The 24,714-nt window shown below is 39.2% G+C and carries 26 protein-coding genes and 1 pseudogene; 13 read left to right on the top strand and 14 right to left on the bottom strand.

Annotated features, from left to right (window positions below):
* The first annotated feature begins 78 nt into the window (after positions 1 to 78).
* The 4 genes from CZ487_RS22870 to CZ487_RS22855 are packed head-to-tail and all read left to right on the top strand — an operon-like array spanning position 79 to position 3,732.
* Positions 79 to 1,029 carry an ABC transporter permease gene (locus CZ487_RS22870; RefSeq protein ID WP_077214690.1) on the top strand — a complete coding sequence of 317 codons (951 nt, stop codon included), beginning with the start codon at positions 79 to 81 and terminating at the stop codon, positions 1,027 to 1,029.
* Complete coding sequence (locus CZ487_RS22865; protein ID WP_077214689.1) at positions 1,022 to 1,975, top strand: iron chelate uptake ABC transporter family permease subunit; 954 nt, start codon at positions 1,022 to 1,024, stop codon at positions 1,973 to 1,975. Before CZ487_RS22870 ends, CZ487_RS22865 begins: the two co-directional genes overlap by 8 nt.
* Positions 1,969 to 2,727: an iron ABC transporter ATP-binding protein gene (locus CZ487_RS22860; RefSeq protein ID WP_077214688.1), complete on the top strand. Its 759-nt coding sequence runs from the start codon at positions 1,969 to 1,971 to the stop codon at positions 2,725 to 2,727. Before CZ487_RS22865 ends, CZ487_RS22860 begins: the two co-directional genes overlap by 7 nt.
* A gap of 36 nt (positions 2,728 to 2,763) precedes the next feature.
* Positions 2,764 to 3,732, top strand: a complete 969-nt coding sequence (locus tag CZ487_RS22855; protein WP_077214687.1) for a siderophore ABC transporter substrate-binding protein — start codon at positions 2,764 to 2,766, stop codon at positions 3,730 to 3,732.
* 40 nt (positions 3,733 to 3,772) lie between these two features.
* On the opposite strand, the gene CZ487_RS27330 is transcribed toward CZ487_RS22855, so the two are convergent.
* Both CZ487_RS27330 and spoIIP read right to left on the bottom strand, forming a co-directional pair.
* Positions 3,773 to 3,910 (bottom strand): hypothetical protein, encoded by a 138-nt coding sequence (locus CZ487_RS27330; RefSeq protein ID WP_202617867.1) that lies wholly within the window; start codon positions 3,908 to 3,910, stop codon positions 3,773 to 3,775.
* 196 nt (positions 3,911 to 4,106) lie between these two features.
* Complete coding sequence (gene spoIIP / locus CZ487_RS22850) at positions 4,107 to 5,237, bottom strand: stage II sporulation protein P (protein WP_077214686.1); 1,131 nt, start codon at positions 5,235 to 5,237, stop codon at positions 4,107 to 4,109.
* A 307-nt stretch (positions 5,238 to 5,544) separates the two neighbouring features.
* Between spoIIP and CZ487_RS22845 the strand changes: the two genes are divergently transcribed.
* Together CZ487_RS22845 and CZ487_RS22840 are read left to right on the top strand one after the other, a co-directional pair.
* The gene (locus tag CZ487_RS22845; RefSeq protein ID WP_139339602.1) at positions 5,545 to 5,844 is read left to right on the top strand and encodes a hypothetical protein; all 300 of its coding nucleotides are present in this window, start codon (positions 5,545 to 5,547) and stop codon (positions 5,842 to 5,844) included.
* 16 nt (positions 5,845 to 5,860) lie between these two features.
* Positions 5,861 to 6,379 (top strand): spore coat protein, encoded by a 519-nt coding sequence (locus tag CZ487_RS22840; RefSeq protein WP_084783353.1) that lies wholly within the window; start codon positions 5,861 to 5,863, stop codon positions 6,377 to 6,379.
* A 228-nt stretch (positions 6,380 to 6,607) separates the two neighbouring features.
* Here CZ487_RS22840 and CZ487_RS22835 read toward each other — a convergent pair whose 3' ends face one another.
* The 5 genes and pseudogenes from CZ487_RS22835 to CZ487_RS27785 all read right to left on the bottom strand — a co-directional run.
* Positions 6,608 to 7,342: an ABC transporter ATP-binding protein gene (locus CZ487_RS22835; protein ID WP_077214684.1), complete on the bottom strand. Its 735-nt coding sequence runs from the start codon at positions 7,340 to 7,342 to the stop codon at positions 6,608 to 6,610.
* Positions 7,339 to 8,037: an ABC transporter permease gene (locus CZ487_RS22830; protein WP_077214683.1), complete on the bottom strand. Its 699-nt coding sequence runs from the start codon at positions 8,035 to 8,037 to the stop codon at positions 7,339 to 7,341. Before CZ487_RS22830 ends, CZ487_RS22835 begins: the two co-directional genes overlap by 4 nt.
* A gap of 69 nt (positions 8,038 to 8,106) precedes the next feature.
* The gene (locus CZ487_RS22825; RefSeq protein WP_077214682.1) at positions 8,107 to 9,003 is read right to left on the bottom strand and encodes an ABC transporter substrate-binding protein; all 897 of its coding nucleotides are present in this window, start codon (positions 9,001 to 9,003) and stop codon (positions 8,107 to 8,109) included.
* Positions 9,004 to 9,006: 3 nt separating this feature from the next.
* Complete coding sequence (locus CZ487_RS22820; protein ID WP_272914228.1) at positions 9,007 to 9,816, bottom strand: substrate-binding domain-containing protein; 810 nt, start codon at positions 9,814 to 9,816, stop codon at positions 9,007 to 9,009.
* A pseudogene (locus CZ487_RS27785) lies at positions 9,793 to 9,909 on the bottom strand (helix-turn-helix domain-containing protein); the annotation flags it as partial. The gene CZ487_RS22820 and the pseudogene CZ487_RS27785, both read right to left, overlap by 24 nt.
* A gap of 405 nt (positions 9,910 to 10,314) precedes the next feature.
* Here CZ487_RS27785 and CZ487_RS22815 point away from each other — a divergent pair.
* Both CZ487_RS22815 and rodA read left to right on the top strand, forming a co-directional pair.
* On the top strand, positions 10,315 to 11,076 hold the full coding sequence (locus CZ487_RS22815) for a DUF4931 domain-containing protein (protein ID WP_077214680.1): 762 nt from the start codon (positions 10,315 to 10,317) through the stop codon (positions 11,074 to 11,076).
* Positions 11,077 to 11,168: 92 nt separating this feature from the next.
* Positions 11,169 to 12,341, top strand: a complete 1,173-nt coding sequence (gene rodA / locus CZ487_RS22810) for a rod shape-determining protein RodA (protein ID WP_077214679.1) — start codon at positions 11,169 to 11,171, stop codon at positions 12,339 to 12,341.
* A gap of 38 nt (positions 12,342 to 12,379) precedes the next feature.
* Here the strand turns inward: rodA and CZ487_RS22805 are convergent, their stop codons facing one another.
* The 4 genes from CZ487_RS22805 to CZ487_RS22790 all read right to left on the bottom strand — a co-directional run bounded on the left by CZ487_RS22805 (position 12,380) and on the right by CZ487_RS22790 (position 17,184).
* Entirely contained in the window at positions 12,380 to 13,456 is a 1,077-nt protein-coding gene (locus CZ487_RS22805; protein WP_077214678.1) for a Ger(x)C family spore germination protein, read from the bottom strand.
* Complete coding sequence (locus CZ487_RS22800; RefSeq protein ID WP_077214677.1) at positions 13,440 to 14,540, bottom strand: GerAB/ArcD/ProY family transporter; 1,101 nt, start codon at positions 14,538 to 14,540, stop codon at positions 13,440 to 13,442. The genes CZ487_RS22805 and CZ487_RS22800 overlap by 17 nt, the downstream gene beginning before the upstream one ends.
* A 12-nt stretch (positions 14,541 to 14,552) precedes the next feature.
* Positions 14,553 to 16,034 carry a spore germination protein gene (locus CZ487_RS22795; RefSeq protein WP_077214676.1) on the bottom strand — a complete coding sequence of 494 codons (1,482 nt, stop codon included), beginning with the start codon at positions 16,032 to 16,034 and terminating at the stop codon, positions 14,553 to 14,555.
* Between the two features lie 178 nt (positions 16,035 to 16,212).
* Entirely contained in the window at positions 16,213 to 17,184 is a 972-nt protein-coding gene (locus tag CZ487_RS22790) for an ABC transporter substrate-binding protein (RefSeq protein ID WP_077214675.1), read from the bottom strand.
* Between the two features lie 172 nt (positions 17,185 to 17,356).
* Here CZ487_RS22790 and CZ487_RS22785 point away from each other — a divergent pair, with 172 nt between their 5' ends.
* The 5 genes from CZ487_RS22785 to CZ487_RS22765 are packed head-to-tail and all read left to right on the top strand — an operon-like array spanning position 17,357 to position 21,262.
* Positions 17,357 to 18,361 (top strand): FecCD family ABC transporter permease, encoded by a 1,005-nt coding sequence (locus tag CZ487_RS22785; RefSeq protein ID WP_077214674.1) that lies wholly within the window; start codon positions 17,357 to 17,359, stop codon positions 18,359 to 18,361.
* On the top strand, positions 18,358 to 19,413 hold the full coding sequence (locus CZ487_RS22780) for a FecCD family ABC transporter permease (protein WP_077214673.1): 1,056 nt from the start codon (positions 18,358 to 18,360) through the stop codon (positions 19,411 to 19,413). Before CZ487_RS22785 ends, CZ487_RS22780 begins: the two co-directional genes overlap by 4 nt.
* A 27-nt stretch (positions 19,414 to 19,440) precedes the next feature.
* A complete protein-coding gene (locus tag CZ487_RS22775) occupies positions 19,441 to 20,262 on the top strand; it encodes an ABC transporter ATP-binding protein (RefSeq protein ID WP_077214672.1) in 822 nt (273 codons plus the stop codon).
* Positions 20,255 to 20,998 (top strand): IucA/IucC family C-terminal-domain containing protein, encoded by a 744-nt coding sequence (locus tag CZ487_RS22770; RefSeq protein WP_139339661.1) that lies wholly within the window; start codon positions 20,255 to 20,257, stop codon positions 20,996 to 20,998. Before CZ487_RS22775 ends, CZ487_RS22770 begins: the two co-directional genes overlap by 8 nt.
* A gap of 15 nt (positions 20,999 to 21,013) precedes the next feature.
* Positions 21,014 to 21,262 carry a YusU family protein gene (locus tag CZ487_RS22765; protein WP_077214670.1) on the top strand — a complete coding sequence of 83 codons (249 nt, stop codon included), beginning with the start codon at positions 21,014 to 21,016 and terminating at the stop codon, positions 21,260 to 21,262.
* Positions 21,263 to 21,315: 53 nt separating this feature from the next.
* Here the strand turns inward: CZ487_RS22765 and CZ487_RS22760 are convergent, their stop codons facing one another.
* Genes CZ487_RS22760 through CZ487_RS22750 form a run of 3 tightly spaced genes read right to left on the bottom strand, consistent with a single transcriptional unit; the run spans position 21,316 to position 24,343 of the window.
* Positions 21,316 to 22,236 carry a glycine betaine ABC transporter substrate-binding protein gene (locus CZ487_RS22760; protein ID WP_077214669.1) on the bottom strand — a complete coding sequence of 307 codons (921 nt, stop codon included), beginning with the start codon at positions 22,234 to 22,236 and terminating at the stop codon, positions 21,316 to 21,318.
* A 2-nt stretch (positions 22,237 to 22,238) separates the two neighbouring features.
* The gene (locus CZ487_RS22755) at positions 22,239 to 23,084 is read right to left on the bottom strand and encodes an ABC transporter permease (RefSeq protein ID WP_077214668.1); all 846 of its coding nucleotides are present in this window, start codon (positions 23,082 to 23,084) and stop codon (positions 22,239 to 22,241) included.
* Positions 23,084 to 24,343: a quaternary amine ABC transporter ATP-binding protein gene (locus CZ487_RS22750; protein ID WP_077214666.1), complete on the bottom strand. Its 1,260-nt coding sequence runs from the start codon at positions 24,341 to 24,343 to the stop codon at positions 23,084 to 23,086. Before CZ487_RS22750 ends, CZ487_RS22755 begins: the two co-directional genes overlap by 1 nt.
* Positions 24,344 to 24,714 lie beyond the last annotated feature (371 nt).

The following is a 24,714-nucleotide window of genomic DNA, read 5'->3' as shown; positions in this document are numbered from 1 at the left end:
AACTTTTTATTGATAATCATTCTCATTTACGCAGAATAGTTTGTTCTCGAAAAAATTAGAAAGAGTAAGGAAAGAGTTATGAAAAGACGATATTTAGTTCTAGCATTAATCATCCTATCCATCACATCATTGTTCATTGGCGTAAAAGGAATAACTCCTTTAGATCTTTTTGATTTAACTCAAGAACAAGCACATATTTTATGGGTGAGCCGATTCCCTCGCTTAATGGCGATCCTGCTAGCTGGTATGGGGATGAGTATATGCGGTTTAATTATGCAGCAGCTGACACGAAATAAGTTTGTTGAACCAACTACGGCTGGTACGATGGACTCGGCCCGTTTGGGAATTTTGGTATCATTGATGCTCTTTACATCTGCAAGTCCGTTAGTCAAAATGCTAGTAGCCTTTGCCTTTGCGTTGTTAGGAACTTTTCTCTTTATGAAAATTTTAGAGAAAGTGAAGTATAAGGATGCTATTTTCATTCCATTAGTAGGGTTGATGTTTGGGAATATCATCGGGTCGATTACAACGTTCTTTGCTTACAAAAATGATTTGATTCAGAACATGTCGTCATGGCTGCAAGGGAATTTTGCGATGATGCTTCAAGGGCGTTACGAATTGCTTTACATCAGTATTCCACTCGTAATCATTGCCTATTTTTATGCCAATAAATTTACGATTGCGGGAATGGGCGAAGATTTCGCGGTTAATTTAGGGCTTAATCATAAAAGAGTGACCAATATTGGCCTCGTGATTGTAGCCTTGATTACTACAGTCGTCGTTCTCACGGTCGGTATGATCCCGTTCCTAGGATTGATCATCCCTAATATTGTTACAATGTACCGTGGGGATCATCTTAAAAACAGTCTTTCTCATACAGCATTGCTCGGAGCAATCTTTGTTCTCGTCTGTGATATCCTCGGCCGTGTCATTATTTATCCTTATGAAATTGCCGTTGGAGTTACAGTTGGGGTCATCGGAAGCGGAATTTTTCTTTACTTAATCATGAGGAGAAAGGCATATGAGTAATAAAAGTAAACTTAGTATTCTTGCCGTTATAGCTCTAATTTTAGTAGCGCTATATGTATTCGTGGATATCGGAACCAATTGGGATTATGTCCTTCCGAGAAGAGGAAAGAAGATATTAGCAATTGTTTTAACAGGTGCTGTAATCGCCTTCACGACGATTATTTTTCAAACAATTACAAATAACCGAATTTTGACTCCTAGTATCATTGGATTAGATTCGCTCTATTTACTAGTTCAGACCTTTTTAATCTTTGCGTTTGGGTCAATGAATCTAACCGTTATGGATGATAACTTTAACTTTATAGTATCCGTGGCTTTAATGGTTCTTTTTTCAGGACTGCTCTATAAAGTGCTTTTTAGCAGAGAGGGTCAAAACAATATCTACTTGCTTCTCTTAATTGGGATCATCTTTGGAACATTCTTTGAAAGTCTTTCAACCTTTATGCAGGTTCTTATTGATCCAAATGAATTTATGATTGTTCAAGATAGAATGTTTGCAAGTTTTAATAATGTAAAAACAGATCTTCTCGTCATTTCAATTGTTTTTATCATATTAGCCAGCATTTATTTTGCAAGGTTATATAAATACTTAGATGTTCTTGCTTTAGGGAAGGAACAAGCGATTAACTTAGGAGTGGATTATGATTATGTAGTAAAAAGACTGCTTATCATCATTGCCGTTCTAGTTTCTGTCGCAACTGCTTTAGTAGGACCGATTACATTCTTAGGTCTGCTCGTTGCGAATATCGCCGTACAGTTCCTTAATACTTATCGTCATAGCTATTTAATTATTGGTTCTGTGTTAATCAGTATCATTGCCCTTGTCGGTGGTCAGCTAATAGTAGAACGAATTTTTACGTTCTCAACAACGATCAGTGTCATTATTAATTTCGCCGGTGGAGTATACTTCATCTATCTTCTATTAAAGGAGAGTAAATCATGGTAATCGTAAATAATGTTTCGAAAAGATATGGAAATAAGAGTGTTGTCGAAGATGTTTCAGTGCAAATTGAAAAAGGTACGATCACATCCTTTATTGGACCAAATGGTGCAGGGAAAAGTACTTTATTGTCAATGGTCAGCCGCCTGATTGCGAAGGATACTGGAGAAGTATTAATTGATAACCAGGAAATCAGCAAGGCAAAAAGCAATGATCTGGCGAAAAAAATCTCTATCTTGAAGCAAGCGAATAATATTAATCTGCGCTTGACGATTCGTGAGCTTGTAGCATTTGGAAGATTTCCATATTCTCAAGGCAGAATGTCCAAACAGGATTGGCAATATGTCGATGAAGCGATTGAATATATGGAGCTCACGGAAATGCAGCATAAATTCATTGATCAGCTCAGCGGCGGGCAAAAACAAAGAGCGTATATAGCGATGGTAATTGCTCAAGATACAGAGTATATCCTTCTTGATGAGCCGCTTAACAACTTAGATATGAAGCATTCTGTGCAAATCATGAAAGTGTTAAGACAATTGGTTGATGACCTTGGAAAAACAGTGATTATTGTAATCCACGATATTAACTTTGCAGCATGTTATTCAGACTATATTGTAGCCATGAAAGATGGAAAAGTGGTACGAGAAGGAATTACCCAAGAGGTCATAACACCAGAAGTTCTAAAGGAAATCTATGATATGGACTTTACGGTAAAAGAAGAAAATAAAAAACGTTACTGCTTATATTTTTCATAAACTAGATCTACTAAAAATTCTATGAGGTGTGCCATCATGAAAAAGAAATTATCTTTATTTTTAATCATTGCCATGCTATCAATCTTTGCTGCCGCGTGCGGTGGTGCTGATGATAACAGCAGTGAAAATCAAGAAGGCGGAGCTGAAGGAAACGGCGAAGCACAAACAGATGAGATTACGATATCCCATGAATTAGGGGAAACTGCGGTTACGAAAAATCCACAAAAAGTGGTTGTATTTGACTTTGGTATCCTTGATTCACTTGATAAACTAGGAGTAGAAGTAGCAGCTGTTCCGCAGGCAACCGTACCTGCATATCTTGAAAAATATGAAGGCGACGAGTACGTGAATGCTGGAAGCTTAAAGGAACCAGATTTTGAGGCGATCGCTGAACTTGGTCCTGATTTAATTATTATCTCCGCTAGGCAGATGGAATTGTATGAAGAGTTTGCTGAGATTGGACCAACTGTTTATATGCCATTAGATTATGAAAACTATATGGAATCTTTTAAAGGCAATATGGTCACACTAGCTCAAATCTTCGATAAAGAAGCGGAAGTAGAAGCTAAATTAGCAGCTGTAGATGAAGTAATTGCAGGCCTAAAGGAAAAAGGCGAAGGTATTGGTAAAAATGCATTAGTGATACTAGCTAATGAAGGAAACTTAAGTGCTTACGGCCCAGGCTCACGTTTTGGAATTATTCATGATGAATTCGGTATTCCAGCTGTGGATGAAAGCATCGAAATCTCTACACACGGTCAAAATATTTCACCAGAATATATTGTGGAAATGGACCCTGACTACCTCTTCGTCATTGATAGAGGTGCAGCAGTCGGCGGTGAATCTTCTGCTAAATCAATCGTTGAAACAGAATTAGTGAAAACTACGAAAGCTTTCCAAGACGATAACATTGTCTACTTAAATCCAGATTACTGGTACCTATCCGGCGGCGGATTAATATCTGTAGCTGAAATGGTAAAAGAAATTGAAGCTGGAATTCAATAACACAGAAAACCTGTTCTCCAATAGAGAACAGGTTTTTTAGCTACATATCTGACTTATCACGTTGATCTTTATTTCTTTTATTGCCTTTACTATTATCTCCACTCATATCCCCAGACAGAGCACCGCCTGCTTGAGGTGAGTTTTGATTGCGGCTGCCTTTGTTGTATTTCTTTGTCATCCTGTCATTCTCCTTTTCACTTTGATCAAGGATAGTGTTACACGACCATCCAACAATTATGTGTGAAAAAGAAAAAGACCTCTTTTCAGAGGCCTAAAAAGGGGGAATTACACTTTACCATTATAATGACCAGATATTGCTGTTATTATTCACCTTGAGTGTAAAAAATTTATATAATACGTAAAAAACTATAATCTTAACCGTTCACGAGCTCAGCATCTAAATAATAATCGCCAAAAATATCAGCAAATGCATCAATTGTGTTATTTAGCTCTGGAAGATCATTTTCAACCCCGCCAAATTCAATCAAAATAGCTCGTTCTGATAAGTCTTGATTGTAAATGCCATTTCCTTCACTTTTCCCTTTAGCAAATACTCCTCTGCTGATTCCTGGATATTTTTCTTCCAACATATGATGAAGTTCTGTTGCCACTTTTTCATTTTCTTCATAATTGCTATGCTCTTTTCCGACGATAAAATAGATCTTCGCATAGGACTTCCCGTTAATCGTGGCTGTCGTTATGTTTTTAGGCTGTGAATCACGGTGAATATCGATGAGAAAATTAACGTCATCGTTCGTGGCGAGGGCTTCTTGGACAATTTCTCGTGATAAGGTATAGGAATTGGCATAGCTCCAATTCTTCTTATGCAGCTCCTCCGTCATATTGGTTTTATCATGAACAGCACCAATTCCGCGTTCATTCAATTTATTTGCTAGCTTTTGCCCAATTGCTACAACATTAACCTTTTCATTAGAACTGACAGCTTCACTATTTTTCGTAATCCCCTTCAGAAGCGGGGTAAACGACTCCCAGCTATGGGTGTGATAAATCAGAACAGATTTCTTACCATTAATGGGAGAGGGAGCATCGTTATATTCTTCTTCCAGTTTCTCACTCGCAATCTCACGTTCTGTTAAAAGTACTTCCATTGGGGGAGCAGATTCAATCGGCAGTGTTGTGTAATCGGTCCCTTCCCCAGCGACAATTATTTCCGTATCAAAACTTGAAAAGCCTGGCAGCTCTCTGCCGAGAAAGGTACGAATATCCGTCGGCTTTACGTTAGCGGCTAATCCTAATGTGAAATCTGAGATGGTACGCATATCGGCAGCCCCATCATCATCTTTTTGGTAAAAATAGTGGTTCTCGGATTGAAGCACATAAATTAAGAAATCACTTGCGTTTATCTGATTGGACCATGTTTTCCATGAACCAGAAATAAGGGAGCCGGAGTATGTAGTAACTGCTCCAGCCAGGATAAACATAAATAAAATGCCGAACAGCCAGCTATTAAAAAAAACAAGGATAGAAGGCTGAAGCTTCCTCATCTTTGAAACACCTCCCTACATACATGTATATGTGTCAAGCCTATGAATATTAAGAAGAAAAACAGTCAGTTATAAAAATTTAATGGCAATCACCATTGAACACACGGTGTGAAATCCATAGGCCGTTAGTTTCTGGCAGCAAAAAATTGAGCCTTTAATGGAGTACAGTGGTGCTTATTTTTTATGATTCAAAAAGAAAAAGGGCAAATCTACTAAGCCATGTGCCCTTTTTTACTAGAATAGGGGAAAAGCCCTCAACGAAACCCCCGTAAACACATATCTAATAGTAAGAGCACAAGGGGGTGAGATGTTGGGAGATCTAAACAACAAACTAACTGAGTTATCGCGGTCATTGGTCGGCCTTCATGTAAAGGATGTATTAAACAAAAATACGAAGGACAATAACAATTCAAAGCTCAGAAGTCTTTCTGATGAGGAAAAGGAACAGCTTAGGAAAATTTTCAACGATTTACAAGACCAAGTGAATTCCTTCGTAAAACAAACGAAACAGGAAACAGAAGACACAGAAGCGGCTGATAATCAAGCCGGTCGAACCCGAACAACCTTAAGAGATTTGATGCAAAAAAAGAAAAATCAAGAAAAATAAAGGAGAGATGTAAATTATGTTAAGCGGAAATTGTCATGAAAGTCGTAACCGTGTTGGTGGCGCATCCGAGAGAGAGTCTGTTTGCCCACGCTGCAATGATAGAGGAGGAAGAAGATGGAATGCACTAGACCCATCTAGTCAATTCCCATTTTCAAATGATGATGCACAAGTATCTCAAGAAGCAGATCAATTTAGCGGTATTGAGCAGCGTTCAAGAGAAGTAATTGTTGTTAAAGACAGCTGTGATATCAATGTAACTTCAACAGAAACTCAAGTGGCTGTTTCATTGCAAGCTGCACTGCAAGTAGCGATTGCTCTAGTTGTTAACTTAACTATCGCTGACAGCAACCAAGCAGAAAAAGTAACTCAAGACCTGTTACAATTCTCAAGAATTGAACAAGTTAATAGACAAAGCGTCTATATTGAAAACAGCCGTGATGTTGATATTCAAATGACTGATACTGATATCGCTGTATCACTTCAGTTAATGCTTCAATTGTTACTTGCTTTACTCGTTCAAATTGATGTCTTTTAATTAAAGGTTTGTAAGTACGCCTCATCTAATTATCATTATCCAACCCAACCTCCTAAATATATATATGTAAGTAGCATGCAGGGGATGAAGCCCCATATGCTACTTTCTTTTTTATTTAGTTAATGTTCTTAGAATACCCACTCCACGATGGTCCCTTCCACGTGCTGTTATTTTTTCAAAATAAAGGCACGCTACAGGGATCATCGTTTCGTTAGGAGTATTGAAGTTTCACTTAATAAATGAATTCCATTCCCCAATAAATCCTGCGGTTGTTTCATTAGGAAACTCGATCACCTCGGATGTGTTCCCAATCTGTCTTACTTCACCATTCATGAGAATAGCCAGCCTATCTGTCAAAAATTTAATTTCCAAAAGATCATGGCTGACGAACACCGTCGTTGTTTCAGTGCTGTGAAGTATTTCCTTTAATTCTTTCAAAAGCTGGACTTTTGTCGGAAAGTCTAAAGCAGAAAAAGGTTCATCGAGAAACAGCACCTCAGGCTTGAGGGCCATCGCTCTTGCAAGATTCACACGCTGCGCTTCGCCGCCAGATAGATAATAGGCATGCTTTTTGGCTAAATGCTCTATTTTAAACATCTCTAACCAATGCTGTACTTCTTCCTTTATCCTCTTTTTTGGCAGTTTGCGAAGTTTTAGACCGATGGCCACATTTTGAAAGACCGTTGTGTTTAGGAGCAGTGATTGCTGCAGTGCAATCGCAAACTTTCTGCGCATGTCAATCGATAAGTGGAGAACATCAATTTCCTTTTCTTTAAAATAGATGCTGCCGGTACTTGGGGCATCAAGTAAGGATAGTACTTTTAATAAAGTGCTTTTGCCAGCTCCATTAGGCCCCATAATGCCGATGATTTCTTTTTGTTTTATTAATAGATTTGGAATGTTTAAGATATCCCTGCCTTGTGCTGTGTAACCAACGTTCTTTAACTCTAATAGCGGATTCATACTTTTCGGCTCCTTTGCTGCAAGAACGTTAAACAGAACGTGATCAAGAACGTAATCGTCATAATAATAAAGGATAAAGCAAATGCAATATCAAAGTTTCCTTTTGAAACCTCCATCACAATTGAGGTCGTCAAAATTCTTGTTTCCCCTCGTATATTACCGCCAACCATCATTGCGGCACCAACTTCAGCGATCACTCTGCCAAATCCAGCAATGATTGCTGCTAGAATGGATACGCGCGTTTCATTTAATAGAATCAGTAATGATTGCAGCTTCGTTGCTCCCAGTGATTTAATTTGCAGGATCATCTTTTCATCAATCTGTTGAAAAGCACTGCTCGTTAAACCAATAATGATTGGCAAAGAAACGAGCACCTGCGCCATGACAATGGCTGTTGGAGTAAAAAGAAGGGCTAGATGTCCTAAAGGTCCTGAACGCCAAAGTAAAATCGTAATCCATAGACCGGCAACAACGGGAGGAAGCCCCATTAAGATATTAATGATGACAAGCAATATCTTTCTGCCAGGAAATCTTTTTAATCCAAATAGGATCCCAAGCGGAATACCAACGAAAGTACTGATTAGGACCGCTGTTAAAGATACACGAAGCGTCCGCCAGGTAATTTCGAGGATTTCCGGATCTCCGGATGCGATCATTTCTAGTGCACGAAGTAGTCCTTCTAGTAATAAGTCCATTTTTTACTCCAACTTTCTAAAAGCATTACTATTATTGTAGCAAATCATAACTATGATGGTAGTTTCAGGTTATTCGCTATACGGAAAGAATAGCGGCTGTCCATATTCTTCTTTTCCAAACTCTTCAATGATGCTTTGTATTTCGTCGCTAATCATAAATTCAACAAATGCTTCTGCTCCTGCACTGTTAATGATATCAGACTTATCTGGGTTAACCTGCATGACATGATAAATATTTAACAATGCTTCATCGCCTTCTACGACAATTTCCATATCTGCTAAGTTATCTGCCTGAGCTAAATAGGTTGCTCTGTCTGTTAATAAATAGGCTTGCTTTTCTGCGGCAAGCTGAAGGGTATTTCCCATTCCCTGTCCTGTTTCAAGATAGGCTTCATTTTCTGAAGGTGTGATGTTTAGGGATTCCCATATCCCAAGTTCTTTTTTATGTGTACCTGAGTCATCACCGCGTGAGGCAAAAGCTGCACTGCTATCAAAGACCTTCTGGAATGCTTCTACTACTTCCAACCCTTTTATTCCTGCAGGATCCGAAGAAGGACCAACAATAATGAAATCATTGTACATAACGCGCTTGTAGTTGATGACATCTCCAGCATCGACAAGAACTTGTTCTGAAGCAGGTGCGTGGGTAAGGAGAACATCTGCCTCACCATTCACGCTCATTTCTAATGCTTGTCCAGTACCTACGGCAATCGGTTTTACATTATAGGGATGCTGCTCTTCAAAGATCGGAATTAACACGTCAAGGAGTCCGCTGTCCTGTGTACTCGTTGTCGTGGATAAAATTAAATCTTTTACCTCGGCTGATTGTTCTGCTTGCTCTTCTGATTTGTTTTCAGTCTCTGTTTGATTTTCTTCTGTTGTATCATTGTTTGCACTTCCACATGCTGTTAATAAAAGTAATAGTAAACCGATGTAGAAGGTTGTAAGAAACTTCTTTGTATTCATCTATTAATCCTCCTGCCTATTGTTAAAAAGTATTTTTCCGAATTCTGTTGTGTCGTAGCCTTCAAGCTTTTCGACGCTTTCCTTAAAATCGGTTAATTGAATAAGATCTAGTAAATGCTGCAGTGCTGTTTGATTTTTGTCTGTCCATCTAAAGACGAGGTCAAATTGTTCGGTCGCAATTGGGATGAAATCCAGGTTAAGCTGTGTCGCTGCAGCCTGAATTCCGAGGGCGCAATCAGCGACGCCGCGACTTATGTAAGAGGCAGTCGACAGATGTGTCCATTCCTCGTTTTCATAACCCTTAATGTCAGAAGGGCGGAGGTTATGTTTCGCAAGAAGTGAATCCAGCAGGAAGCGGGTTCCTGCTCCTTTTTGGCGATTAATCATGGTTACGTCTTTGCGTGACAAATCCTTAATCCCCATGATCTTCTTGGGATTTCCCTTTGCAACAAGCAAGCCTTGTTCCCTGTCCGCGATTCTCATGACCGTCAGCGGTTCGTGAATAAAGAACATTTTAATAAAAGGGAGGTTATACTCGCCTGATGATGGATCGAGCAAGTGAACCGAAGCTACATCACAATTGCCGCGATACAACATCATGAGTCCTTCCAGACTGCCGATATAGGTAGGCTGTAAAGTAAGAAAATCGGCTTGTTTTGTCACATATTTAATTAAATGTTCAATTAAGAAATCATGGCTCCCGGCAATATGGATATTTCCAGTTAGCTCAGCGATGGAATGTGGAGTTTTTTTACCGGCTGATGGTGTATCAAGATTCTTAAATCTGTCAACTTCACTATGATCGATTCGCATTTTATTCCCGATTTTGAAGGCATGAAGTTCGCCTCGTTTTATTAACTCGTAAACGGTATGTTTTGAGATTTTGAATAACTTGGCCAGTTCATCTGGCGTATATGTTTGATTCGTGACATTTCACCTCCCTTTAAAAACTCACTTTATAAAAAATACTACATATTTTGAATTAATCCTGTGACTTTTATTATGTTTTGTTAAGTTCTGTTTAGAATTGTATAGATTGTTCACAAAATGTTCACATTTAAATAGGTCTTTAATCATGCGTTTTCAGGATATCGGTCAGATTTGAGATATATCGGTCAGATTTGAAATATATCGGCCACTTTTCGTATATATCGGCTACTTTTCGTATATATCGGTCAAAACCAGGTAGATATCGGCCACATCCAAAAAAGCTTGTATCTAAGCAAAGAGAATAAATACATTAAATTAGCTAATTTTTAAAAAATCTCATACAATTAATTAAGGAAATAAGAAAAAGTGGGTGGACCTGAAATGACAAGTACACATTTATTGTTTAATACCGCCATCGGTGTGAAAAAACCAGAAAGTATCCGTAACAAGAATGCTAGCTGCCCTTTCTGTGCCAGGGATGAACTGACGGATATTATTGATACAGATGACTCGATTATCCTTCTGAAAAATAAATATCCTGTCCTAGAGAATGCCTATCAGACAGTTCTGATTGAGACTGATGACTGCTTAAGCGAGCTCTCTCTCTATCCAAAGGAACATTTAGTAAGACTTTTCACATTCGGGATAAAGCATTGGCTGGATTTCCAAGAAAGCGGCAAATATCGTTCTGTGCTTTACTTCAAAAATCATGGGCCTTTATCAGGAGGTACCATTGCGCATCCCCATATGCAAATCGTGGGCCTGCATGATATCGATTATATGGAAAATATCTCACCTATGTACTTCGAAGGAATGAACATCCATGAAGAAAATGGCGTCACCTTTTCGTTATCAACGAAGCCAAAGGTTGGTTTCTATGAATTTAATGTAAAAATGACTCATCTGGATCAAATCCCGACCTTTGCTTCCTACACACAAATGGCCGTACACTATATATTGAATCATTTTCCATTTAGGGCTAATAGTTATAATCTTTTCTTTTATAGGCTGGATGATGCTATTTACGTAAAAGTGGTTTCCCGTTATGTCACCACACCGCTTTATATTGGATATTCCATCCCGCAGGTTCCCACAAACCTAGAGCGGATCAGAAAAGACATAACTTCCAAATATTTTGAATGAATGTAAAAAGTACCAACTTCTGCAGAAAAGTTGTGATTTATTCTCAATAAAAATATAATGAAGTATTGTACATGCTTCAAAGGAGAATAGACATGACTACAAAACATCAGCCGACATCTAAAGTAGATTATAATTTGGCATTTATAGTGTTTTTATTATTTTTAGCAAGCTGTATTGCCATCTATAGCGCCCAGTCGACAGGACAGTATGGCGAGAACTTCCTATTAAAACAAATCGTATGGTATGGGATAGGCATTGTGATTATCGCTGTCGTCATTACCTTCGATTCGGACCAGCTTAAGAAGCTATCGTGGTATGTTTACGGACTTGGCTTGTTTTTACTTGGCTTTTTAATTGTTGCGCCGACTAGCATTGCTCCTGTCATTAACGGAGCTAAAAGCTGGTATAAGGTACCCGGCATGGGTTCCTTGCAGCCGTCGGAATTTTTTAAAGTCTTCTTAATCCTGGCTCTTTCAAGAGTCATTATTGATCATCATGAAAAGAATGCTATGAAAACTGTTCAAACTGACTTGTGGCTGCTTGTAAAAATTGGCCTTGTTACGGGAGCTCCTCTTTTTTTGGTCATGCAGCAGCCTGACTTAGGAACTTCGATGGTGTTCCTAGCGATCATGCTCGGAATGATTTTTATCTCTGGAGTCTCTTGGAAGATACTTGCCCCTATATTTGGGTTCGGGATTTCAGCTATTTCGGTCATCTTCTATTTAGTATTATGGAAACCCGATATTTTAGAAAAGTATCTGGGTGTAAAGGAGTATCAATTCGGACGGATTTACTCTTGGCTCGATCCATATAATTATTCGAGTACCACCGGTTATCAGCTTACGCGTTCGCTGCTGGCAATTGGCTCTGGTGAAACGTCGGGGAAGGGATTCGGTACTAGAGAAGTCTATCTGCCTGAAAGCCATACGGATTTTATCTTTAGCGTGGTAGGGGAAGAGTTTGGCTTTATCGGTGCAAGCATCTTAATCAGCCTTTTCTTTTTGCTTATTTATCAGATTACCAAAATCGGCATTGAAACGAAGAATGACTACTATACGTATATATGTGTCGGCGTCATTAGCATGATTACCTTTCACGTCTTCCAAAATATTGGCATGACGATCGGTCTTCTGCCGATAACAGGGATTCCGCTTCCATTTATCAGCTATGGAGGAAGCTCGCTTATGGGAAATATGCTGGCTGTCAGCTTAATCTTTTCTATTCGCTATCATTATAAAAAGTACATGTTTGCAAGCGAAGAATAATGAAAAAAAGAGCAAGGACACATGTCCTAGCTCTTTTCTTATTGGATCACACCAGCTTCGGTAATCGTCACATCTGGTTTAATCTTCACAACTAGTTTTGGATATTCGGCAGCCCACCATTTGTCGATATTGAAGTTTCTTTCTTGAGTTTTGACAAAGTGGCCAAATCCAACAGGGTCAATTTCTTTTTCTTGAAATCTCTTAACAAAATACATACATTCTCGAGCGATATCCTCTTCGAATTGCTTTGCCAATTGTTTGGTGATTTTGGGGGTTAGTTCATTACCAGTGAATTCATTGATCACGCCTTCGACCCTGATTTTCACCGTAACTTCGAATGGGTTCCTGCCAGTCAGCTCAAAATTATGGGATGAACGAATACTCCGAATGGCAGCATCTCCTTTTTCGATGCCGACTCGATGCATCCCTTCACTGAATTTATCGACTAGCAGCTTAAAAAAGAACATTTTATCTTGAGTAATCGTATCAATAATTTTTCCGCTTTTAAAAAGACCGACTCCGCTTAACTCCACATTTTCATCTGATATTTTCTTGATTTGCGGGATATAAGGAGTCTTGCCCTTTTGATAAAAGTCAGCTAAAAACCGTTGTAAATTGGTCTTTGGGAGATCTTCTCTTTTCACATTTTGATCTAAGAGATTGGCAATATGGGCTGCATTCCCTTTTATTCCGTACTTTCCTTTTAATATTTCCTCTGCCGTTCCATCAACCGTTGCTAGATAAATTCCGGATCCTACCCCAGGGTCACGCTGAAAGGCATCTACTAATTCTAAGATTCCCTGTTTTGTGGAGAGCTCTTCACCAAAAAGCACTACGCGCATTTTTCCGGTTACAATAGGGTCCGCTGATTGCTTCTGAATATCCTGCAGTACTGACTTTTTAATAGCTGCTTCCGCTGTAAGAATCTTGTTCTCTGGCGGCTGATCTTTCATAAACACAGGGAAAAGGATCGTACCGATAATTCTACCTTCTTCTGCATAATCAAACCCTATACCATTGATTAAATTTATATCATCAACGGTTTCTTTTTCCACACATCCGACTAGTAAGAAGAAAAGAGGGATGAGCAAAAGGAAATTACGTATCCTTTCCATGAGATCTCACCTTCTTGGTAATTAAAATTACTATAAACAAGATTGGAACATAGACAAAATTAAAATAAAAACCAAACTTCCCTGTAATGTTGGTTACAGTATTAATCTGGTCTCTTGTTACTAATAAACTAATTCCAACTAAAACAAGCAGAGCTAATACAGGGAGAGCTCTTCTTTGTTGTACCGAAAAGATTTGCTTCGTCAATCTGCTTACGCACCATAAAGCAAGGCAAATATTCGGCAGAATGATTAAGCACCAATTTGCAATGCCAATATACTCAAAACGTTCAACAAAGGGCATTTCAATGATCTTCCATAGCGTCAGCGTGGGCCAAACATTTTTATCTAATTGGGCCTCTGGAAAGTATGCGAACGTGATAATGGCTAAGTAAAAATAGGCAAAAGTTGTATAGGCGATCCCAAGATGAGCCCACTTTTTCGATTTTTCAGGATTTTTAATAAAAGGATAAAAAAACAGCAATGTCTCAAACCCAACTATAGAAAATGACATGTCACGACTTGATAAAAGGATGTCCTTAATGGAATGATCCAAAATCGGAAGCATATTCGTGAAATCAGAGAACGGTACAGTATATAAAAACAAAAATAGGATATATAAAGGTAACAGTACAGAAAAAAAGGCGATGCCGGTAACCGTTCGGAAGCCTCCAAAAATCACATACAAGACTAAAAGGAGAAAGACTAGTCCGAACCAAAACGTATGCAGGTGCGGGAACATCCATACCTGGACGATTTCAATAAAATTTCTTAAGACCGCCGTCGTTAATAAAACAAAATATAAAATTAAGATAGAACATAGGATTTTGGCTGCCTTTTTTCCTAATAGGTATGTGTGAATGGCCAGTATATCTCCATCTGCAATTCTTAGCATTTTGTACATCATCCACACAATAATATGAACGGCCAGTCCTGCTATAAGAATGGATATCCAAGCATCATAGCCTGCAGATTTGGCGATTATCCGCTGAAAACCTAGGACCCCGACACCAATCTGCATAGAGTGAATAAGAAAAAATACGAGGGATGGAGATATTTTTCTGTTGTCGGGAACGATTTGAGTCATATTTAAATACCTCTATTCATCAATGTCTTTCTTTTCTTTTGCAGTGCCATCATCGAAACGTTTAGGGGCCTTAGATTGTAAAAAAAACGGCCGATTTGTCTGCTGGCTAAAAGGCAGGCGAATCAGAGCATCCTTTAAGTCATGTATTCTAGGTGGATAAATGGGCTCTAAAAATGGCCTTCCTAGTGACGTTAAACGCAGCAGGTGAGTTAAAAAAAAGCAAAAAGCTAACAGAATTCCGAGTAAGCCCCAAAGTTCTGCAAAAATCAAAAATGGAAAACGAATTAAACGAATGGTATTGCTCATTTTGTATATTGGAGTTGTAAAAGAAGCAAGAGCTGCTAAAGCAACAAATATTAATAAAACGTTACTAGTCAGACCTGCCTCAACACTCGCTGTTCCAAGTACGATACCACCCACGATACCAATTGTTTGTCCGACCTTAGTTGGCAGTCGTGCTCCCGCCTCTCTGAGGAGCTCAATGGTAAGCTCTAGAAAAAGTGCTTCTAGAATTGGCGGAAAGGGAATCTGTCTTCTAGAAGTAACCAAGAGCCCCAAAAGGTCCTGAGGTATTAATTCGTAATGATAACTTAATGTGGCTACATAGACAGGTGTAACCAAAACAGAGAACGTAACGGCAAATATACGAACTAAACGTAAAAAAGATGAAAGAATCCAGTTTAAGAAATAGTCCTCAAAGGAACTAAAAAACTCTACCAATGTGGTTGGTGTAATTAAAGCATGGGGGGAACCATCAACAATAATCGCTACTTTTCCCTCTGCTAAAATTGCAGCAACACGGTCTGGTCTTTCTGTATCAAGAAGCTGTGGAAATGGTGAATGTTGATTATCAGAAATCATTTGGACGATATACGAGCTGTCCGTAATAGCATCAAACTCTATATCGCTAATCCTCTGTCTTACGGTGTTCACATTTTCCGTATTGGTAATTCCATCGATATAAAGAATAGCCACTGTTGTTTTTGAAAGCTTTCCAACTTTCTGTTCCTCAATGATTAATTCTTTTATAGGAAGCCTTTTACGAATTAAATTTAAATTTTGATCTATTGACTCAACAAATGCTTCCTTCGGCCCGATTACGTTAAATTCTACTTCAGGAACACTTACGTTTCTTGAGACTTCCTTTTGAGCAGAAAAGAAGCAAAACTTATTTTCTATACCTTGCATCGTTAATAATACATACCCATTAAATAGCTTCTGTTCCAGCTTATCTGTTTCTTCTGTCACTTGAACATCTGATAGAGGCAGGATGTTTTTTGTATCCTCTAATCTATAGAAGTCTCCTTCTAACAAAGGAGGAAGGGCGTTATCATTAATGATTTTTTCGTCTACAAGAGTGCTCATAAATGTTAAACAAAAAGTAACATTCGTTTTTTTATTTAAATATGTGACAGTTGTATAATCTTTTGATTTGGACAGTGCCTTTTTGATTTCTTCTCTATCATTTTTTTTCTTCAAAAATGGAAACTTCATGAATGCCATCACCCTTACCTTCAATGACTAAGGTTTATTATTACCGCTTTTGGCAGCTTTATCCGGATTAGTTATATTATGAGTAGGAAGATGGAATAAAAAAAACTCACAGCTTTTGTGAGTTTTTTTTATAGGGGGCTTAGCTTCATTTAAAAGAGGGGGAAAATGAAGCTAATATCTATTTTAAGAAAGTATTCTCGATATCATCTAACATTAAATTAGCAGCAATTACACCGCCAGCCGTATTCCAGATGGCATCGTTCACCTTGTGAACTTCACCTTTTTTCGCAACTTCGAGGTTTTGGAATAAAGGATCCTCAAGCCATTCCTTTTCTAACTGTGTTGCTTCTCCATCACCGGTTTCATACGTAAAGTAGAAGAGAATGTCGCCATCCATTAACGGTACCTGTTCTTTTGTTGCCCCTTTAATGGCAAATTCATCGACATCCTGGCTTTCGGGTCTTGCAAACCCAATTTCATCTAAAATCACTCCAGAGAAGGAGTCTTTTTGATAGATACGAACGTCTCCGGCCATGAAGCGAACCATTGAAACTTTCATATTTAATTTATCGCCTAGCTTTTCTTGTAAATCAGCGATTCTTGTACTATATGCATCAAGGACTTCTTTGCCTTTCTCCTCCTTGTTTACAGCTTTTGCGTATAGTTCAAAGTTAATTTTCCAGTTTCCGCGCAAATCTTCTGCAAAAACAGTAGGTGCAATAGCATTCAAGTGCTCATAAATATCTTCTTGTCGCATTTTATTTCCAATAATTAAGTCTGGCTCCAGGGCAGCAATTGCTTCTAAATTAACTTCACTTTCAAGCCCGACTACTTCTACATTTTTCATATCATCGGCAATATGCTCATACCAAGGGTCGCCAGTCCAAGATTGGACTGCACCAACTGGAGTCACTCCTAGAGCGAGAAGGGCCTCCGTTCCTTCGTTTGTTAAAACAACCACTTTTTCTGGCGTTTTATCAATGGTAGTTGTCCCCATGGCGTGTTCAACCGTATAGCTAGTATCTTCAGTTTGTGTATTATCATCCTGTGTTTCTGTTGTTTTTTCTTCTTCGGTTCCGCCGCAAGCAGCAAGAATGAAGACAAGCATAATTGATAAGATAGATAGTAAAGATCGAAGTGATTTCATCATGTTCCTCCTATTTGTGTTAATGATAATCATTATCAGTTGTCACTATCATAAAACGGTATAATGAGATTGTCAATGATTAATTGAAAATGATTATCAAAGTCATTGACAGCATAATAGTCGTACAATACACTAAAACTAATCACAATAATTAAAGAGAAGAAAGGTTTTTCTTATGCTTTTAAAAAACAATGGTCAAAAGGTTCTTGGCCTCATCATCGCAATTATCTTATTACTATTATTTATTTGTGCAAGCATTATATACGGATACACAGACACGACCTGGAAAATGGCTTTAAATGCCTTTCAACATAACAATGGATCAAACGAGCACCTAGTTATTACGACTGTTCGGCTGCCAAGAGCTTTAATTGCTGCGGCAGTGGGGTGTAGTTTAGCGATTGCAGGGGTTCTTATGCAAACATTAACGAAAAATCCGCTTGCATCTCCAGATATATTTGGTGTAAATGCGGGTGCTGGGTTTGCTGTGGTCATTGCTGTAACTTTATTTTCAATAGGAGACCTGCAAGCGATTGCTTGGATTGCGTTCGCAGGGGCTGCTGCAGCTGCCATTGGTGTCTATATAATTGGTTCAGTTGGCAGAGAAGGATTAACACCGATTAAGTTGACATTAGCTGGGGCAGCGATGGCGGCGATGTTTGCATCCTTTACACAAGGTTTCCTGGTAATAGATGAAGCAGCATTAGAGCAGGTCCTCTTTTGGCTTGCAGGGTCTGTTCAAGGAAGAAAGTTAGAAATCCTTCTATCTGTACTGCCTTATTTGATAGCAGGATGGGGCATTGCTTTCTTGATATCTTCCAAAATGAATGTGCTTTCAATGGGGGACGATGTAGCAAAAGGTCTAGGGTTAAATACAGTGATGCTAAAAATTGGAGCCGGAATAGTGATTATCCTCCTATCTGGTGGAGCTGTTGCGATAGCTGGACCTATTGGGTTTATTGGTATTGTTATTCCACACGTGGCAAGAGCGATAGTAGGCATTGACCATCGCTGGGTCATACCGATCTCAGGTCTCTTAGGAGGAATTTTATTACTGCTTGCCGATATTTTAGCTCGTTATGTCATTATGCCTCAAGAAGTACCTGTAGGTGTGATGACAGCTATAATAGGAACTCCATTCTTTATTTACATCGCAAGAAGGGGGTTCAATGCAAAATGAATGATTTTAAAGGATTTCGACTTTTAAACGGAAAAATTTCTTTCTTAATTGATAAACGAGCTGTAAGAGTTCTGTTGATTATGATACTAATTACAGCAGCTGTTTTCATTTTAAGCACAGGGCTGGGAGAAATGAAGATTGATCCGCTGACAGTACTGCATGTGTTTTTTGGCGGAGGAACGGACATGGAGAAGCTCGTAGTCACGTCTTTTCGTCTGCCGAGGATCATCGTTTCCCTTGCTGTGGGGATCTCTCTTGCCGTGGCTGGAGCCATTCTCCAAGGTATGATTCGCAATCCCTTGGCCTCTCCTGATATTCTCGGTATTACAGGCGGGGCAGCGGTGGCTGTAGTAGGCTTTCTAGCATTTTTTAGTAATGACAATAACGCTTTAACCGTTAGTATAAAATGGATGCCGTTAACGGCTTTTATCGGAGCTGCTATCATAGCTATATTTGTATATGCTTTATCATGGAAAAATGGAGTGACACCTATTCGTCTTGTCTTAATCGGGATCGGCATCTCTACCCTTATGAAGGCACTGACAACATTAATGATGATTTTAGGACCCATACATCGGGCAAGTCAGGCGAATATTTGGATAACAGGAACCGTACATGGTTCGACTTGGGCAAATGTGACAGTACTTGTTCCATTGACAATGGTTCTTGCTGCTATTGCATTTGCGATGGCACGAAAAATGAACATTCAGGAGCTGGGTGATGAAATTGCAACAGGAGTCGGCGGAAACGTGCAAAAACAGCGTTTCACGCTCTTAATGGTCAGTACTGCATTGATAGGAAGTGCTGTTGCTTTTGCTGGAGGAATTGGATTTGTTGGCTTGATGGCACCACATATGGCTAGAAGGCTTGTTGGTTCATCGTTCGGAGCATTATTGCCGGTGTCTGCTCTAATTGGCGGGATTCTTGTCATGACGGCAGATTTGGTCGGACGGACATTGTTCTCTCCATTAGAAATTCCGGCGGGGGTATTTACGGCAGGAATAGGAGCTCCTTATTTTATTTATCTGCTTTTTAAAACAAGGAATTCATAACACATAATAGAAGGGGGAGAGAGTTGAATGGCAGATGCAATTGAAACGAAAAATCTCACGCTTACATATGGAGATACGATTATCATCAATGAATTAGATTTGAGGATTCCGAAAGGTGAGATCACGGTCTTTATCGGTGGGAATGGCTGTGGAAAATCAACACTGCTTCGTTCCATTGCAAGGCTGTTAAAGCCGAGAACAGGGGCCGTGTTATTAGAGGGAAGCGCAATGGCAAAAATGTCAACAAAGGATATTGCCAAGAGAATGGCGATTCTTCCGCAATCACCGTTAGCCCCAGAAGGTCTAACCGTAATGCAGCTAGTTAAGCAAGGTCGTTATCCTTATCAAACTTGGCTGAAGCAGTGGACAGAGGAGGATGAGGAAAAGGTAAATCGTGCATTGAAAGCCACTGGGATTCAAGATTTAAAGGACCGCACAGTGGATTCATTATCTGGAGGACAGCGGCAAAGGGCCTGGATCGCCATGACTCTTGCTCAAGATACAGATATCATTCTCCTTGATGAGCCTACCACCTATCTTGATATGACACATCAAATTGAGATACTGGATCTACTTTTCGAACTGAATGAAAAGGAAAATAGAACAATCGTTATGGTATTGCACGATCTCAATTTAGCCTGTCGATATGCTCATAATATTGTCGCCATTAAGAATCAGAAGATCCATGCACAAGGCAAACCAGAACATGTTATCAATTGCAATTTGGTCAAAAATGTTTTTGATATGGAATGTGAAGTGACAATTGATCCTTTATTCGGTACCCCGCTTTGCATCCCTTATGGTAAGGGAAGATGTATAATAAAAAGGGCTGAAGTTGGAAATGGCTGACGTTCTTAGTAAAGAAGAAATCAATCAATTGAGGCAGTTTCGCTTCACAGCGGAAGAGGATGCGGGAAACCAAGTTCTTTCTGTTTCTAAACTATTCACGGAAGAAAACCTAAATCAATATTTAAACACATTAAGCGGCGAAATAGGATCGCCGAATATAAGAGTCACGGCTTCAATGTTTGTAAAAAGATATGCGTTTTTAGCCGTCATATATTTATATGGAGTAAGTGCTTGGAATAAAAGATTAAACCCTTCGTTTCGGCATATATTTCTCATAACAAGTGATGACGATCAAGTTTGGCTGCCAAAGTTTTTTCTCCAAGATCAAAGCTTTGAATCAGTAAGCTTAGATCGGAAGAAATGGGTTGAGGCGGCGATTCGTGATTTTTTTGCAGATCATATGGCTGTCCTCCTTGACCTCATCTCAAAGGTTACAAAGCAATCCAAACATATTCTATGGGAAAATATCGCGATTTATATTTTTTGGCTTTATGAATCGATCCTTCTGAAGTCCGAGAATAAGGAAGCAGCAGCAAGAGCAGGAGCAGATTTTGACTTTCTCATTCATGAAGCACCAAGTACTCTTTTTGGAGAGAGACATAGCAATCCGCTTCGTAAGTTTTTTACTGAAAAAAATAATGAAGTACGGATTAGAAAAACCTGTTGTTTTCATTATTTATTGGAGGGTGAATCGAGACACTGTAAAACCTGCCCGAAAACATGTAACATGACATGAAAGGGGGATGTATGAATGAATGATTCTTTTCGTGAACAATTTGAGGCGCTAATGACTAAATATACTGAATTGCTTGTAGGTGATTCGACACCGGAATTAACGGAAAAGGTGAAGATTTGGGCAATGTATACGTATGTAAGTAAATCAATGCCGCCATTAGCTAAGCATTGGAATGAGTTATATCCAGATGCAAAAGAGGAAATGAAGGAATTGATCCTTGAAATCAAGGAGCTGAATGAACAGCATCGTCAGTCTAAGAAATAAAGAAAAGCCGTTTGACATAGAGTCAAAACGGCTTTTCTTTATTAATATGATTATTATTTCAAGTCTTCAATAGAATCAATTTCTACATATGAAGGTACAACGAGACCAATTTTAGTTCCTTCTAAGTTAGCACCAAGGTCTTCGAAATCTCCTTCGAATTCTGAGTAGTAGTCAGCATGTGTTAATGGAAGCCATCCAGCAATATGAGCATCCAAGCTTCCGTCAGCAACACCAGCCCACATTGGGCCTGCTTCTACTTGGCTAAGTGTTACATCATAACCTAAATCCGTTAACACCTGGCCGACAACATTCGTGCTGGCAATTTCAGTATCCCATGCTACATAACCGATTTTGATTTCATCACCGTCGACCTTTTCAACGCCTTCAGTCCATTCTGCTACCTTATCTGGATTAGCATCTACCCATGCACGAGCAGCTTTCTCTGGATCTTCACCATCAGTAATTTGAACCATAACATCGTTCATATCTGCTTCATCCCAATAGAAATTATCAAGCACTTGGTGTGCAGATGGATGATCTTCAGCAAGGCCATTACGTGCAATTGAATGGATATTTTCTTCTTCACCATAAGTACCTTTTGGATCTTCTAAATATTTCAGATCAAATTTAGAGAACTTCCAGTGTGGGCTCCAGCCTGTAACGATAACAGGTTCTTCTTTGTTATAGGCCTTTTTCAAGGCAGCTGTCATTGCTGCACCAGAACCCTCAACCAATGTCCAATCCTCAAGTTCATATTCTTCAAGTACATTGGCAGTTGCTTTCATGATACCAGCGCCTGGGTCGATTCCGATGATTTCATAATCAACCTGCTCACCGATAGAAGCTTCTGTTTCAGTACCGCCGCTGTTATTGTTTTCTTCCTCATTTGTATTTCCTGCTTCATCTGACCCGCAAGCTGCAAGTCCGAATGCTAGTGCAGGTGCCATTAAAAAAGACAGCCATGTTTTTTTCATGATTAGTTTCCTCCTTGTTTTCTAATTCCAACATTTTGTGTAATCCGGTCTAGGATAATCGCCATGACGACAATGGCTAGACCAGCCTCAAAACCTCTTCCGATTTGAATCTGTGTGACTGCTCGATACACGTCAGCACCAAGACCAGGCGCACCTACCATCGATGCAATAACAACCATTGATAATGAAAGCATGATGCTCTGGTTAATACCTGCCATAATGGTTGGCATGGCCAGTGGCAGCTGAACTTTTAATAACCTTTGGCGTGTTGTGGAACCAAATGCTTCTGTTGCTTCAATAATGTCAGTAGGGACCTGCTGAATACCTAAGATCGTCAATCTGATCGTTGGCGGTACAGCAAAGATGACAGAAGATACAACCCCTGGGACAACACCGATGCTAAAGAAGAAAATAGCAGGAATTAAGTAAACAAATGCCGGCATCGTCTGCATAAAGTCCAATATAGGTGTGAGAATTTGTTTGACAACGGTTTTCTGCGATGCCCAAATCCCCATCGGTATTCCAATAACCACAGTAATGATGACTGCTGTTAATACTAATGACAATGTTTCTAGCATGGCTTCCCAGTAGCCAAGATTATCAATTAAAAACAAACCTATGACAGCGAATAGAGCAATTCCTTTCGATGATAACTTCCAAGCTAACAAACCAATGAGGATTAGAAGAATATAGGAAGGTATGATCTCCAGGACAGCGAATAGCCCTTCCACAACTCCTTCTAACGAAACGGTGATACCGTCAAATAAAAAGGCAAATGTGACCGTCAACCAATCTACAAAACTATCAATCCAATCAGCAAGCGGAAGTTTTGGTAATAAGCCCTCCATTAGTTACTCCCCTCCTTTTCAGATTGATCTGCAGCTACTTCAGTTTTGGCTTTCTCTAAAACATTAATGACTTCATTATTCCCTGCAAGTGCACCAATGACGGCCCCTCTTACAAGAATTCCTAAAAGCTTGTCATTTTCATCAACGACTGCTACAGGAATGGAGGCAGTCGAGACGCTATCAAATAAATCAAATAGCAATGTATCACTGCTGACTTTTTGTACATCCCGATCGAGAATATCTTGTAATGATTGCCCAGCTTCAGCGGCTTTTCTTGCGTCTGCTGCTGTAACCGCACCGAGAAGTTTCTTTTTCTTATCGACGGCATAGATACTTGAGATCCCTAATTCCTTCATCATTTGTAAAGCAACGCGCGGCCCTTTATCAATTTGAACTGTTTCAGCTCGTTTCATGACATGGCTTGCTGTTAGAACCTTCGATAGATCTACATCCTCTACGAATCTCTCAACATATTGGTTGGATGGATTCATGAGAATTTCTTCCGGCGTACCGATTTGAACAATCTCTCCATCTTTCATCAAAGCGATGCGGTCGCCGATGCGAAGAGCTTCATCCAAGTCATGCGTGATGAAAACGATTGTTTTTTCCATCGAAGCCTGAAGGTCTATCAGTTCATCCTGCATATCTTTACGGATTAATGGATCAAGTGCACTAAACGCTTCATCCATTAAAAGAATATCGGTATCGCTCGCTAACGCCCTTGCTAATCCGACGCGCTGCTGCATTCCTCCGCTGAGCTGTTTTGGATACTGATGTTCATATCCTTCAAGTCCGACTAATTTCAGGGAATTTAACGCTTGCTGCTTGCGTTTTTCCTTGTCAATTCCTTGAATTTCTAAGCCATATTCCGTATTTTCAAGAATAGTCTTATGTGGAAGCAACGCAAAGTTTTGGAAAACCATGCTGATTTTCTTGCGGCGCACTTGAATCAGTGCGTCTTTCTTCATTTTTGTAATATCATTGCCATCAATGAGGATTTCTCCAATCGTTGGATCAATCAATCGATTAAGTGTACGCACTAGTGTTGACTTACCACTTCCGGATAACCCCATGATGACAAAGATTTCACCATTGTACACATCAAAAGAAGCCTGATTTATCCCGATCGTTGCACCGGTTTTTTCAAGGATTTCTCCTTTTGACTTTCCTTCCTTTAAAAGCTGCAAGGCTTTTTTAGTATTTTTCCCGAAAATCTTCGTTACATTTTTAACGGTGATTTTCACATTTCCTTCATTCATTCTTTCACCTCTTATCTTAAAGCCCAAATAAAAACTAGTACTTTTCTCACCGAAAGAAGGCAATATTGCATAATTTACTGTTGTGATTTGGGCTACTTTCCCGTTTTAAGGACTTCTTAATTGTAGAACTAGAGGAAAAAATGAGCAAAGTCGAGAATACGTCATATTCCGGCGTATTGTTTGTACAGTAAAAACTGTACGAACAGAATGTTAAGTATTCTTAAAATTCCTAGCATATCCTTCCTTTTCCTATAAAAGGTCATTCTTTACATTCCTAGAAAAGATGGTAGTGTATAAATTAATTCATGCGATAGCAAGTTAAGTATCCTTATTACGGGATAAACTAAATTTTAAGATATGTGAAGGGAACT

The organism is Robertmurraya dakarensis, assembly GCF_900156875.1.
GTDB lineage: Bacteria > Bacillota > Bacilli > Bacillales > Cytobacillaceae > Robertmurraya > Robertmurraya dakarensis.
This window is presented reverse-complemented; position numbering and strand designations above follow the sequence as displayed.

Bases quoted from the DNA above. Each gene is read 5' to 3' on its own strand.
- CZ487_RS22870 (WP_077214690.1), top strand. From the start codon at position 79: ATGAAAAGACGATATTTAGTTCTAGCATTAATCATCCTATCCATCACA.
- CZ487_RS22865 (WP_077214689.1), top strand. From the start codon at position 1,022: ATGAGTAATAAAAGTAAACTTAGTATTCTTGCCGTTATAGCTCTAATT.
- CZ487_RS22860 (WP_077214688.1), top strand. From the start codon at position 1,969: ATGGTAATCGTAAATAATGTTTCGAAAAGATATGGAAATAAGAGTGTT.
- CZ487_RS22855 (WP_077214687.1), top strand. From the start codon at position 2,764: ATGAAAAAGAAATTATCTTTATTTTTAATCATTGCCATGCTATCAATC.
- CZ487_RS27330 (WP_202617867.1), bottom strand. From the start codon at position 3,910: ATGACAAAGAAATACAACAAAGGCAGCCGCAATCAAAACTCACCTCAA.
- spoIIP (WP_077214686.1), bottom strand. From the start codon at position 5,237: ATGAGGAAGCTTCAGCCTTCTATCCTTGTTTTTTTTAATAGCTGGCTG.
- CZ487_RS22845 (WP_139339602.1), top strand. From the start codon at position 5,545: ATGTTGGGAGATCTAAACAACAAACTAACTGAGTTATCGCGGTCATTG.
- CZ487_RS22840 (WP_084783353.1), top strand. From the start codon at position 5,861: ATGTTAAGCGGAAATTGTCATGAAAGTCGTAACCGTGTTGGTGGCGCA.
- CZ487_RS22835 (WP_077214684.1), bottom strand. From the start codon at position 7,342: ATGAATCCGCTATTAGAGTTAAAGAACGTTGGTTACACAGCACAAGGC.
- CZ487_RS22830 (WP_077214683.1), bottom strand. From the start codon at position 8,037: ATGGACTTATTACTAGAAGGACTACTTCGTGCACTAGAAATGATCGCA.
- CZ487_RS22825 (WP_077214682.1), bottom strand. From the start codon at position 9,003: ATGAATACAAAGAAGTTTCTTACAACCTTCTACATCGGTTTACTATTA.
- CZ487_RS22820 (WP_272914228.1), bottom strand. From the start codon at position 9,816: ATGCGAATCGATCATAGTGAAGTTGACAGATTTAAGAATCTTGATACA.
- CZ487_RS22815 (WP_077214680.1), top strand. From the start codon at position 10,315: ATGACAAGTACACATTTATTGTTTAATACCGCCATCGGTGTGAAAAAA.
- rodA (WP_077214679.1), top strand. From the start codon at position 11,169: ATGACTACAAAACATCAGCCGACATCTAAAGTAGATTATAATTTGGCA.
- CZ487_RS22805 (WP_077214678.1), bottom strand. From the start codon at position 13,456: ATGGAAAGGATACGTAATTTCCTTTTGCTCATCCCTCTTTTCTTCTTA.
- CZ487_RS22800 (WP_077214677.1), bottom strand. From the start codon at position 14,540: ATGACTCAAATCGTTCCCGACAACAGAAAAATATCTCCATCCCTCGTA.
- CZ487_RS22795 (WP_077214676.1), bottom strand. From the start codon at position 16,034: ATGAAGTTTCCATTTTTGAAGAAAAAAAATGATAGAGAAGAAATCAAA.
- CZ487_RS22790 (WP_077214675.1), bottom strand. From the start codon at position 17,184: ATGATGAAATCACTTCGATCTTTACTATCTATCTTATCAATTATGCTT.
- CZ487_RS22785 (WP_077214674.1), top strand. From the start codon at position 17,357: ATGCTTTTAAAAAACAATGGTCAAAAGGTTCTTGGCCTCATCATCGCA.
- CZ487_RS22780 (WP_077214673.1), top strand. From the start codon at position 18,358: ATGAATGATTTTAAAGGATTTCGACTTTTAAACGGAAAAATTTCTTTC.
- CZ487_RS22775 (WP_077214672.1), top strand. From the start codon at position 19,441: ATGGCAGATGCAATTGAAACGAAAAATCTCACGCTTACATATGGAGAT.
- CZ487_RS22770 (WP_139339661.1), top strand. From the start codon at position 20,255: ATGGCTGACGTTCTTAGTAAAGAAGAAATCAATCAATTGAGGCAGTTT.
- CZ487_RS22765 (WP_077214670.1), top strand. From the start codon at position 21,014: ATGAATGATTCTTTTCGTGAACAATTTGAGGCGCTAATGACTAAATAT.
- CZ487_RS22760 (WP_077214669.1), bottom strand. From the start codon at position 22,236: ATGAAAAAAACATGGCTGTCTTTTTTAATGGCACCTGCACTAGCATTC.
- CZ487_RS22755 (WP_077214668.1), bottom strand. From the start codon at position 23,084: ATGGAGGGCTTATTACCAAAACTTCCGCTTGCTGATTGGATTGATAGT.
- CZ487_RS22750 (WP_077214666.1), bottom strand. From the start codon at position 24,343: ATGAATGAAGGAAATGTGAAAATCACCGTTAAAAATGTAACGAAGATT.